The following is an 11,445-nucleotide window of genomic DNA, read 5'->3' as shown; positions in this document are numbered from 1 at the left end:
GAGCGAAAAATCAGTGTCTTTTAGTCTTAACCGACCGACGAAGTAGACACCAAATCATAAGATTAATTCCAAATAAAACTGCTGAATCTGTCAATCAGGCACTTAGGTTACTATTAGCTGAGTATCATATTTTATCAATAACTGCAGATAATGGTTCGGAATTTAGTCGATTGGTTGAAGTGTTTCCTGAGGAACATATCTTCTATGCACATCCCTACTCTTCATGGGAAAGAGGTTCAAATGAAAACCATAATCGATTGATTCGGAGATGGTTACCTAAAGGAACCAAGAAAACGACTCCGAAAGAAGTCGCTTTTATCGAAAATTGGATTAACAACTACCCTAAAAAATGCTTGGACTACAAGTCGCCAAGTGAATTTCTTTTGGGTGGCTAACTTCAACTTGAAATTTGGGGTCTTTTGGGAAATGGCGGAGCTTCTGCCCAATCTTCTAGTCTGGTTGTTGACCGTCGTGGGCTAGCCATTTGCAGTCTGTCAAACTCATTTCTGTAAAGACAGCTTCAAAGGAAGAGTCTTCCGGTGAACAGGCGTAGATACCGAAATGGATTTTACCACTGCCTTCATGCAGGTGGCAGATTCGCATCTGCTCAAAATGAACACCGTCTTTAGAGTTTTCGATGCAGAAATCGCTACCCCGTCGGCTCAAACGGTAGTAGATTGACTTGACAGAAGCAGGGATTTCCTGAGTTGCCCAGTCTGAAAAGCCCTGATTGGTCACAACGCTACCCAAATGCTGAAAATCTTCATTTTCATACTCAATAGAGCCTTTAATCCAGTTTTCCGAATCCTGATAGACCACGACACCACACTGGTCAAATCGGGTATGGCTGTTGGAAAAATCCGTCTTAACCGTAAAGGAAAAATACTCTTCCTCCGTGTCCATCAAGAGCAGGGGAGCATTATCATTGACAAAATGGTAGTAGGTCTTCTGCCACAAGTCTGTATGAGCTTGGGTTGTGATTCTGATTTCATTATCTGAAATCTGAGAGTTTTCTGGTTCTCGCACCCAGTAAAAATTCTTCGTGTTCATTTGCTTTCCTTTCGTTTTAGATTATTATACAGACAAAAGATAAGGAAGACAAGTAACTCAATCAACTCTTTCAAGAGCAGGCTGGGGTGATTTTGGGGACTTTGCAGGCCTTGTATATGCAAGAGTAATAGGGACTATTCCTCCAAAAATGTAATCGAGGCTTTTGAAAACTCTTCTGCATTTTGGAAGATAGAGCCGTGTCCTGCATTTGGATAAATGATCAGTTGACTGTTTTTGATTTTCTCATGCATGATATAAGAGTTCTCAGTCGGTACTTGCATGTCCTTGTCACCGTTAACGATCAGCGTTGGTTGCGTGATAAAGGCCATATCTTCTTGAGGATCTCTACCCCAGCGTTTGATAGCCTTCAGCTGGATTAAAAATCCTGGGATATTCATGTCCTTGTCTGCATACTCAGCTTTTCTTTCTCCCATACGACCCAAAACTTTTTCAGCTTCCAGACGGCCTGCTTTATCGTGGTTGTAGAAAATATAGCGTTTTGGATCCACACGCTCCAGACCTGCCTTCAGCATATAGCGGAAGGTTTTTCCTGTCACCTTATCGACTTCTACACCACCACGAGGACCTGTTCCTGCTAGAATCAAGCGGTTAACCATTTGGCTATCAAGACGAACGATTTCTTGGGCGATAAAACCACCCATAGAAAGACCGAGCAGGTTAATTTTCGTATGCCCCAAGGCCTTGATAATAGCATGAGCCTGCTCTGCCATTCCTGGAATAGTAGGAGCTACCTTGCCTTGGCTTGCCCCCACACCTGGAAGATCTAAGACGATAATGTGCTCTTTTTCAGCTAGTAAGTCTAGCAATTTTGGATCCCAGTTATCCAAGGTTGCGGCCAAGTGGACCAACATGACCAAGGGCAGCTTATACTTGCCCTTACCTAGTTCACGGTAGGCAATCTGATTGCCAGCGACAGTAATGTATTGATTTTTAGTTGTGATATAAGACATAAGTACTCCTACTATTTAAAACTGAGGACAGTTTTTCCACGTGAGCGACCGTTTGCGACCTTGTCCAAGGCTGCGTTGACTTCTTCAAATGGATAAACGGTGTCGATAGACGGTTTGATTTCTAGCTTGCTGAAAATATCTGCCACTTCTTGCAGCTGTTGCCCATTGCTTTCTACGAAGATGAAATGGTAGTGTACTCCGTAGCTTTCCGCCATTTTATCAAACTTGCGACCAACCAAGCCAAGCAGGAATTGTTTCCATTTTGGTAGGTTCATGCGTTTGGCAAATTCGCCATTTGGCATGGCACGGAGGGAAACCAGCTGACCACCTTTTTTCATAATCGACATTTGTTTTTCAGTTTCTGCACCACCAAGTGTGTCCAGTACATAGTCGATTTGGGAGAGGGTTTTGGTGTAATCTTCTGTCTTGTAGTCGATAAACTGGTCAGCTCCCAGTGCCAATACCCGCTCTGCATTTTCCCCGTCACCGTTGGTAATAACCGTCAATCCCTTGGCTTTGGCAATCGGAATAGCCATACCACCGACACCGCCTGTCCCACCTGAGATGAAAATGGTCTTGCCAGCTTCTGCACCCATGAGGTCCAGTGCCTGCATAATAGTCAAGGCAGTCAAGGGAACGGCCGCCGCTTCCACATCAGTCAGATAGGCAGGAACTTTAGCAAGGGCTGTAGCCTCAACTGCTACATACTCGGCAAAGGCACCGATATTGTCGAGGGGAAGACGACCAAAGACACGGTCACCAGCTTCAAACTTGGTCACGCTTGAGCCGACTTCTGCAACCAAACCAACAACTTCATTACCCGCTGTTTGTGGCAATTTGTAAGGGACAATCAATTTGACTTCACCACGAGAAATCATGTTGTCCAAAGGATTGACACCTGCCGCCGTCACTTTGACAAGGACTTGATTCGGTTTAATTTGTGGTTTAGCAATGTCTGTTAGGTTAAGTACAATATTGTTTTTGTTATAAGATGTGTGTTGTGCTGCTTTCATGGTTTACTCCTTTTATTTAGAAACTTGTATCTGATACAAGTCATTGTTTATTCTTAGAAAATCTGACACTTGGTCAGATACGTTTTTGATTGGCTGATTGGTAGAGATTGGTAATGACATTATCCAAGGTTTCTTGCCCTAGTTCTTTTTCAAGTTGTTCTTCAACATTTGAAAAAATAGGAGACATGGCACTCTCAATGTGCTTACCAACTGGACATGCCTGGTTAGCATTTTGGTGAATTTGGAAGAGATTAATATGTTCTACTTCCTGGGTGGCAAAATAGATTTCCAATAAAGTCATCTCTTTTGGCGACTTACTTAACTGGTATCCTGAACGCCCTTGTTGCGAAGTGATGAGTCCTGCATTTTTCAGAAGTGCAATCACCTTACGAATGTAACTAGCATTGGTGCCAACACTTTCTGCTAAGGCTTGCGAGCTGAGGACTTCCTTGCTCTCACTAATCATGGTAAGAATATGAAGGGCAACAGAAAATTTTGTATCCATCATAAGATATTCCTTTCTGTTCATGTATCAACTACAAGAACAAGTTTAACATAAAGAAATCTACTTGGCAAGGATTTTGTTCAAAAAAAATCACAACCACTTGGTTGTGATTAGGATGGCTACTGATTGTATAGTCGTTTAGTTTGCTTTTAATACTCGCTCCAACTGTCTGGGAGATAGTTGAAGGTTGGAAATAAAGCGAACAAAGTTCGTGTCAACAGCCGTAGACATAATTGGAGTACGGCAAAGCGAGTTCAAACAATCCAGTGGATTGTTTGAAGTTGGAAATAAGGAAACGACGTTTCCTCGCTCGTCGAAGCAATCAAAGATAAACTAAATGACTATTTTCCTATACCGCTCCAATTTCTTACTTCTCAACCGACCATCTTCAACCGCTTGTTTCACAGCACAAGCCTTTTCTGTTTGATGGTGACAGTCAGAAAACCGGCACCAATCGGCTAGTTCAAGAATATCATCAAATAAGATAGACAGATAAAAGGAATCGTGACGATCAATCCCCTTGAAACCTGGGGTATCAATAAAATAATAATCCAATTCAGGTGAATACAGGAAATAACTCGCAGTTGTGGTATGCTTCCCTTTGCCGTCCGAGCGAACCGGACTGACAGCTTGTAATTCTTCTCCTCGAAAATGATTGATAAGACTGGACTTACCCGCACCTGAGCTTCCCAGTAAGAGCCCAATGCCCTCAGGAGAAAAATGCCGAGCCAATTCTTTCAAACTATCAGGACGATAAATACTAACAGGTATTAGGGTTAACTGGGGATAAAGTTCCTTTACTTCTTGGATAAAGGGGGCCCAATCGTCTACCAAATCTATCTTTGTTAGAACAAATAGTAGCTGGATATTCTTTTGCCCAAAGACCAAGGCATAGCGTTCTAATTTCGATAAAGTCAGATTTTGATTGACCGCTAACAAAATGAAAATCTGGTCTACATTCGTCGCTAGAACTTGACTATCTTTTGAATATCGATAACTCTTACTGGTCTTATTGCGAGCCTTGGATACCAGATTTTTCCTTTCCTGTATGGATTTAATCTTCATCTGACTACCAATCTGCTCCAGTTCGACAATATCTCCTACATAGGAGTTGATTTTTCCCTTATCCACGAAGAAAGTCTTTCCATCTGCCTGACCCACAATATAGGAGGTGCGTGTTTCTGAAAGTACACGCGCCAATTCAGTCTTTCTTGTCATTTTAAGTGCAAAACTCTTTTGTTTCATTTTTCTTCTTTCCATGCCAAAAAGGAGGTATTATACCTCTTGAATCTATAGTCGTTTAGTTTGCTTTTAGTACTAGCTCTAAAGGTTTGGGGAACCTTTGGAGGTGGGAAATAGAGCGAACAAAGTTCGCATCAAAAGCTGCAGGTTGCTTATACAGTCTAATGACTGTATAAGGTTGGAAAAATAGCACTTGAGAAACAAGTCACACCTACAGAGTACGGCAAAGCGAGTTCAAACAATCCAGTGGAGTGTTTGAACTTGGAAATAAGGAAACGGAGTTTCCTCTTGCGTCAAAGTAATAAAAAATAAACTGAACGACTATACCAACAAAATTGTTCTTGCTCCATTTGACATACGGAGCTACACTTAATCTTTCATATCTTAATTATAGCAAACTCCTTCTGATTTGCATAGAAAAAACGAGAAAGCTTCTTCTCGTTCTCCATCACATTATTGCTTCCGTATCTGATCTTCCTGATAGGCCGCGCGTGCGCCACCGATCAATTTTGGACGGCTGGCAAGGGCGGTGACATGGGCCTGGCCGATCTCACGCAAGCTCGGTCTAATCGGCACTTGGACGTGCTTGATGTGCATACCAATCGCCGTATCGCCGATGTCCACACCCGCCTGAGCGGTGATAAATTCCACTTCGACTGGATCCTTCATATACTTGAAGGCCGCCAACTGTCCAGAGCCTCCTGCATGAAGGGTGGGCAGGACATTGACCATTTCCAAATCTTTCTGGATAGCCAATTCCCGCTCCACTACCAAGGCACGATTGAGGTGCTCACAACCTTGGACAGCTAGGTAAATGCCCTTTGGTGTCAAAATATCCAGAATAGTTTTGACAACGACCTCTCCAACTTCTAGACTGGAATTTTTGCCAATATGCCCACCATTGACCTCACTAGAAGACAAACCCAGTACAAAAATCTGACCCTTTTGAAGATTGCTGAGTTCTAAAATCTCTTCGACAACTTGCTTAGTTTGGTCTTTAATTTCCTTTAATGACATGATTTACTGCACCAATTCTTTCTATTGCCTGAGCCAAGATATAACCTAGTACCAAACCAATTATGTTTTGCAGAGTATTGCTCATCAGACTTGTAACAGCATCAGCTACATTATACATGAAACTAGATGCCACAAAATAGCCACCAATCATGGAAAGACTGGCGAAAATGATGCCCAGAAAACGTTTCCTACCCGTCCATCCTGCAAAATAGCCCTGGGCTCCGTGAAAAAGCAAGCTAAAGAAAGCCCACTGGGGATAGCCCAACAAGAAATCAATCAGAAGCCCTGACAATCCGCCGACAATGGCTCCTTCTTTCTTGCCCAAGTAAAAGGCAGTAAAGAAAACTCCAACATCCAGCAAAGATGTAAAGCCATTTGGAGTTGGTACATGGATAAATGCTAGAACCAAGGTCAAAGCCGTTAGAATGGCCAGCAATACAAGTTCTTGCGTCTTTTTATTTCTCATACTGAATTACCCCATATTGATCTGATTTTAAGATGGCTGCATGGACAAAGTCCTTGGACAATTTGACTGCCTCCAAAGAGTCCTGACCTAGCAAAAGCTGACTGGCAATGCTGGACGCAAAGGTACAGCCCGCTCCCACATTGTTCTCTGAAAGTAGGTGAGACTGGAGCACCACCACTTCCTGACCGTCATAGTAAACATCGATCGCCACTGAGCCCCCCAGGCGATTGCCTCCCTTGATGACCACCGCCTTGGCTCCCAAGTCATACAAGGCCACTGCCGCCTGCTCCATCTCTTCCACCGTTTGGATGTCTTTTTGGAGCAATAGCTGAGCTTCTGCCAGATTTGGCGTGATGATGCTGACATAGGGAAGGAATTTCAAGAGTTCATCCCTCAGTTGGCTGACCTCAGTATCATGCGTTTCCTTGCAGACCAAGACCGGATCCAAGACCACAGGAATGTCCTGGTGAGACTTGATAAATTCCAAGGCCTGCTCTGCTATTTCCACCGTCGGAAGCAAGCCAATCTTAATAGCTGAAAAGGGCACATCCTTCAAACTAGCCAGCTGCTGGGCAAACACCGCTGCATCTGTCGGAATGACCTCAAAACCTTTTTCCGTCATAGCTGTCAAGCAGGTCACCGCCACAAAGCCATGCAGGCCATGGACAGTGTAGGTCGTCAAGTCTGCATGGAGGCCGCCACCGCTGAAAATATCATTGCCCGAAAGCGCCAAAATATACTTAGTCTTCATAGATAATCTCCTTTAGATAGAGCCCATTGCCTGCCGCAGTTGGACCCGCCAAACCACGATCTTTTTCTGCTAATATCCGCTTGATCTGTCCCACAGGCATGCGACCATTGCCAATTTTCAAGAGGGTCCCGACCATATTCCGCACCTGCTTGTACAAAAAACCGTTGCCTGAAAAGGTAAAAATCAAAAACTGCCGCCGCTGGTCGTACTCCATTGTCGCCGCTGTGATGGTCCGTACCTTGTCCTCGACCGAGGTCCCCGAAGCTGTAAAGCCTGTAAAATCATGGGTCCCCACCAAGTCCTGAATGGCTTCTTCTATCAAGTTCAAGTCCAAATCATAAGGATAAAAGGTCGCATAGTGGCGCATCATAGGATTCTTGGGTCGGCCAATGTCCACCAGGAATTCATAGGTCTTGCTGTGCTTGGCATAGCGGCAATGAAAATCATCCGCCACCTGCTCCACCTGGACCACATCAATATCTTCAGGTGTTTGGGTATCCAGGGCAAAGCGGAGCTTCTCAGTATCTCGACTGCCAGCTAAGTCAAAGTGTATAACCTGGCCGTAAGCATGAACTCCTGCATCTGTCCTACCTGCACCATGAACAGTTACTGGCTGGCCACTATTCAATCTTACTAATGTTTTTTCGATTTCTTCCTGAACCGTACGAGCATGGGGCTGGCGCTGAAAACCAGAAAAATCATGTCCGTCGTAGGAAATAATTGCTTTATATCGTGTCATGGTCTGATTGTAGCACAAGCAAACTTGCAAATACAAGCCTAGAAAGCACGAACTGTCCTAGCACAGACCTTCAACTCATCTATAGGATTGACAGCACTTAAGAAATAAACTATAATGAAAACAGCTATTGAAATTTAGAATTACTATTATTACCTACAGGAAAGGAGGTAAGCATGACCCACCATCATAGTAGTGACCATCAGGCTGATTTTGACCATGTCATTCAACACCTAAAAGAAAATGGAGTTCGAATCACTTCAACTCGTAAGGCTGTTGTAGCCTACATCATTGAAAGCGATGACCACCCAAGTGCTGAGATGATTTACCAAGATCTTCTACCAGACTACCCAGGGATGAGCCTAGCAACTGTTTACAACAATCTGAAACTTCTGTTGGAAGAAGGATTTGTCACAGAAATCAAACGAACCAATGATAATACGACCTATTATGACTTTATGGGCCATGATCACCTCAATATCATTTGTGAAGTGTGCGGAAAAATTACAGACTTTATGGATATCGAACTACCTAGTCTGAAAAAAGAAGCCCAAGACCAGACAGGTTACAAGGTCACAAAAGAGGTCCTAGCTATCTATGGTATCTGTCCTGATTGCCAATCTAATATAGAATAGCAGAGCGAAATGATTCGCTCTTTTTTCTTTCCTTGGAATTATCTGAAAAATCTTATTTAGAATTATTATAAATAATCTTGACTTTTTTATTTATAATTGTTACAATTAAACTACAGAAAGATATTTCGAGGACCGATTTATGACACTAATTGCCAATCTTAGAAATCATACACATATTCTAACAACCAGCCTGTGCTTGCTCTTCATTCTAGTAGGAATTCTCCTGCTTCACGCAGGCAGTCAAGGCTTGGCACCCATCCTCTTCATTCTAGCCTTTGTCATCGGCGGCTACCAGTCCGCCAAAGAAGGTCTGACTGAGCTGATTTTTGACAAGCACCTGTCGGTCGATCTGCTCATGATTTTGGCTGCTATCGGTTCGGGCCTAATCGGCTACTGGATGGAGGGGGCCCTGCTCATCTTTATCTTCTCCCTTTCTTCTACTCTGGAAGAATTAGCCATGGAGAAAAGCAAGAACGCTATCGCCGCTTTGATGAACATGACCCCTCCAACGGCTCGCAAAATCGAGGAAAATGGTGACATTACTGTCTTGGATACAGCCGACATTCGCATCGGCGACCTCCTGCAAGTCCGCAAGGGTGATACCGTTCCACTGGATGCGACTCTCATCAGTCCCCAATCCATCTTTGACGAGTCCATGATTACTGGCGAGCCGCTCCCTGCTGAAAAAGTAGCCGGTGCGGCGGTTATCGGCGGTACTATTAACCAAGGTCCAACGGTGACCGTTCAAGTTACAGCTGAAAAAGGCGACGCCCTCTTTGATAAAATCGTCCAAATGGTTGAAAATGCCCAAGAATCCAAATCAAAAACAGCGACTTTCATTGAAAACATGGAAGATACCTATGTGAAAGTTGTTTTGGTAGTGGTGCCGCTCTTTATCCTCTTTGCTCATTTTGCTCTGGATTGGGACTGGTTAACCGCCTTCTACCGTGGCATGATTCTCTTGACCATTGCTTCTCCATGTGCACTTGTGGCTTCTTCTTCACCGGCGACACTTTCTGCCATCAGCCGTGCGGCACGCAAGGGCATGATTATCAAAGGAGGCGACATTGCGGATAACATCGCCAATTTAGAGGCCATCGTCTTTGACAAGACCGGTACCCTGACCATTGGTAAACCTGAAGTTGTTGGAGCGACCTATCTTGGCGATGAAAAACTTATCAAGCAGGTTGTTCAGGCAGTTGAAAAACAATCGAGTCACCCAATCGCTCAAGCTCTCATGACCTATACGGCTAACAGCTCTGCTATTGCCCTCCAAAGCCTAGAAGACGTGACCGGTAAAGGATTGGTGGCGGTCTATGAGGGCGACAACTGGAAAATCGGTAAGGCGGGTTTTGTGGTAGATAGTTTGGTAAGTCCGCTGTCTGCTGACTTGCTGACGCAAATCGATGAGGCGGAGAGCACTGGGAAAACCCTGGTTTATGTCAGCCAAAATGATGTGCTAGTGGCGATCTTCATGGTGGAAGACAGTTTGAAGCCTGAGAGCAAGCAGCTGATTGCCCAGTTGAAAGAGATGGGGGTGACACCAATTCTCTTGACGGGTGACCAAGAAAAGACGGCTCGTTACGTGGCGAGTCAGGTCGGTATTGACCGTGTGATTGCCAACTGTCTGCCGACGGATAAGGCTGCTGTTATCCAAGAACTGCAAACCGAGTTTGCGTCTGTCGGTATGGTGGGCGACGGCATCAACGACGCTCCCGCCCTGGCTCAAGCCAATGTCAGCTATGCTATGGGAAGCGGAACGGACATCGCTATGGAGTCGGCCGACATCGTGCTCATGGAGGACCTGACGAGAATTCCTTACTCTATCCGCCTGTCTAAAAAAATGCGGGGTATCATCAAGCAAAACATCGTCTTTGCCCTGTCTGTCATTGCTCTTCTTATCATCTCCAACCTCTTCCAGTCTATCAACCTACCGCTCGGCGTGGTGGGCCACGAAGGATCTACCATTTTGGTGATTTTGAATGGATTGAGATTGTTGTATTTTAAATAACATCAAACCGCCAGCTACTTGGGGCGGTTTTCTTATTATTTTTTTTAAAAAAACGCTTGCATTCCAAAAATTATTGTTTTATAATAATTTTGAAGATAATATTATCATAAAACAATAATAATTGGAGGTTTGCTATGAAAACAAATCTACTCAAAACAGCAGGATTATTAGCTGGCTGTGTTCGCTTTTTCTTCTATTTTTTGATTGCTCTCTATGCCTTCTTTACATTGGCAGGTTTTAGCGGGGATTCTTTTGTAACACGTTCTTGGGAATACACTTTTAACAAATCTATTGACCAGATTGGTGTCTGGCTCATCCTCTTATCAAGTGGATTAATCTTAATCGTCTTGGCGGCACTCAGTCATATTGCCCACCTGATCCAAAAGCTATGTAAGCTACTTCTGGAAGACGATTATTTCGCCTCATCTAGCCTAGCACTCTATCAGAAACTCTTGTTCAGTTTACTAATTTTGACTGCTGGTCAATTTGGCCTAACTACTTTGATTGCCCTGACAAATGCTGCTGGACCAAACAACTTCCTCAATCTACGTTGGTCTGATTTTATCCTCAATGCTCTCTTTATCTTCCTGACTTATTTTGTCTGGACCTTAGTCCAAAAGGGACAAGAACTTGAAACCGAGAATAGCGAGTTTATCTGATATGGAAATGATTCGCGTAAACTTAGACAAGGTCCTCAAAGACCGACAAATGACTTCCAAGGACCTGGCAGAGCAAGTCGGCATTACCGAAGCCAACCTGTCCATTCTCAAAACAGGAAAGGCCAAAGGCATTCGTTTCAATACCCTGATGAGCATCTGCCGAATCCTAGACTGCCAACCAGGAGATATTTTGGAATATGTGCATGAAGACAACTAAAAAAAGAAAAAGCCTGATATACTCCCCTTATAGTGGACAGCGAAAAAACAAAAATTTTTACTAGAAACTATGAGGGGAGTTTTATTATGTCCAAAAGAAGTCCAAAATCTGTCTCTGAGAAACTAGAAATTGTTCTACTGCACTTGGAAGCTGGGAAAGCACTTAGATGGTT

General features: G+C 43.8%; 14 protein-coding genes. 5 read left to right on the top strand and 9 right to left on the bottom strand.

Going from position 1 to position 11,445, the window contains the following annotated elements; genetic code table 11:
* Window positions 1–395, top strand: a 395-nt coding sequence (locus tag C1E99_RS10595; protein ID WP_153060191.1) for an IS30 family transposase, incomplete at its 5' end; no start/stop codon positions are given.
* Between the two features lie 55 nt (window positions 396–450).
* Here the strand turns inward: C1E99_RS10595 and C1E99_RS10590 are convergent.
* From C1E99_RS10590 to truA, 9 genes are all read right to left on the bottom strand, one after another.
* Window positions 451–1,050, bottom strand: coding sequence for a DUF1349 domain-containing protein (locus C1E99_RS10590; RefSeq protein WP_105207521.1), 600 nt, complete (start codon window positions 1,048–1,050; stop codon window positions 451–453).
* Window positions 1,051–1,184: 134 nt separating this feature from the next.
* Window positions 1,185–2,021, bottom strand: coding sequence for an alpha/beta fold hydrolase (locus C1E99_RS10585; protein ID WP_105207520.1), 837 nt, complete (start codon window positions 2,019–2,021; stop codon window positions 1,185–1,187).
* An 11-nt stretch (window positions 2,022–2,032) separates the two neighbouring features.
* Window positions 2,033–3,034: an NADP-dependent oxidoreductase gene (locus C1E99_RS10580; protein WP_105106506.1), complete on the bottom strand. Its 1,002-nt coding sequence runs from the start codon at window positions 3,032–3,034 to the stop codon at window positions 2,033–2,035.
* A gap of 73 nt (window positions 3,035–3,107) precedes the next feature.
* Window positions 3,108–3,539, bottom strand: coding sequence for an Rrf2 family transcriptional regulator (locus tag C1E99_RS10575; RefSeq protein ID WP_105106513.1), 432 nt, complete (start codon window positions 3,537–3,539; stop codon window positions 3,108–3,110).
* A 333-nt stretch (window positions 3,540–3,872) separates the two neighbouring features.
* Window positions 3,873–4,784 carry a ribosome small subunit-dependent GTPase A gene (gene rsgA, locus C1E99_RS10570; RefSeq protein WP_161951188.1) on the bottom strand — a complete coding sequence of 304 codons (912 nt, stop codon included), beginning with the start codon at window positions 4,782–4,784 and terminating at the stop codon, window positions 3,873–3,875.
* Window positions 4,785–5,234: 450 nt separating this feature from the next.
* The gene (locus C1E99_RS10565) at window positions 5,235–5,798 is read right to left on the bottom strand and encodes a TIGR01440 family protein (RefSeq protein ID WP_105207518.1); all 564 of its coding nucleotides are present in this window, start codon (window positions 5,796–5,798) and stop codon (window positions 5,235–5,237) included.
* Window positions 5,779–6,264: an ECF transporter S component gene (locus tag C1E99_RS10560; protein WP_105106503.1), complete on the bottom strand. Its 486-nt coding sequence runs from the start codon at window positions 6,262–6,264 to the stop codon at window positions 5,779–5,781. The genes C1E99_RS10565 and C1E99_RS10560 overlap by 20 nt, the downstream gene beginning before the upstream one ends.
* Window positions 6,254–7,015, bottom strand: coding sequence for a bifunctional hydroxymethylpyrimidine kinase/phosphomethylpyrimidine kinase (locus tag C1E99_RS10555; RefSeq protein WP_105144319.1), 762 nt, complete (start codon window positions 7,013–7,015; stop codon window positions 6,254–6,256). Before C1E99_RS10555 ends, C1E99_RS10560 begins: the two co-directional genes overlap by 11 nt.
* A complete protein-coding gene (gene truA, locus C1E99_RS10550) occupies window positions 7,005–7,754 on the bottom strand; it encodes a tRNA pseudouridine(38-40) synthase TruA (RefSeq protein WP_105207522.1) in 750 nt (249 codons plus the stop codon). The genes C1E99_RS10555 and truA overlap by 11 nt, the downstream gene beginning before the upstream one ends.
* Before the next feature lie 173 nt (window positions 7,755–7,927).
* Between truA and C1E99_RS10545 the strand changes: the two genes are divergently transcribed.
* From C1E99_RS10545 to C1E99_RS10530, 4 genes are all read left to right on the top strand, one after another.
* On the top strand, window positions 7,928–8,386 hold the full coding sequence (locus tag C1E99_RS10545) for a Fur family transcriptional regulator (protein ID WP_105207517.1): 459 nt from the start codon (window positions 7,928–7,930) through the stop codon (window positions 8,384–8,386).
* Window positions 8,387–8,525: 139 nt separating this feature from the next.
* Complete coding sequence (locus C1E99_RS10540; protein WP_105207516.1) at window positions 8,526–10,397, top strand: heavy metal translocating P-type ATPase; 1,872 nt, start codon at window positions 8,526–8,528, stop codon at window positions 10,395–10,397.
* A 134-nt stretch (window positions 10,398–10,531) separates the two neighbouring features.
* A complete protein-coding gene (locus tag C1E99_RS10535; protein ID WP_014637450.1) occupies window positions 10,532–11,056 on the top strand; it encodes a hypothetical protein in 525 nt (174 codons plus the stop codon).
* A gap of 1 nt (window position 11,057) precedes the next feature.
* A complete protein-coding gene (locus C1E99_RS10530) occupies window positions 11,058–11,273 on the top strand; it encodes a helix-turn-helix domain-containing protein (RefSeq protein WP_014637449.1) in 216 nt (71 codons plus the stop codon).
* The last annotated feature ends 172 nt before the right edge of the window (window positions 11,274–11,445 follow it).

This window comes from Streptococcus suis, from assembly GCF_002964045.1.
In the GTDB taxonomy this organism is placed as follows: domain Bacteria; phylum Bacillota; class Bacilli; order Lactobacillales; family Streptococcaceae; genus Streptococcus; species Streptococcus suis_U.
The sequence above is the reverse complement of the archived record's forward strand: the minus strand, read 5'-3'. Positions and strand labels throughout refer to the sequence as shown.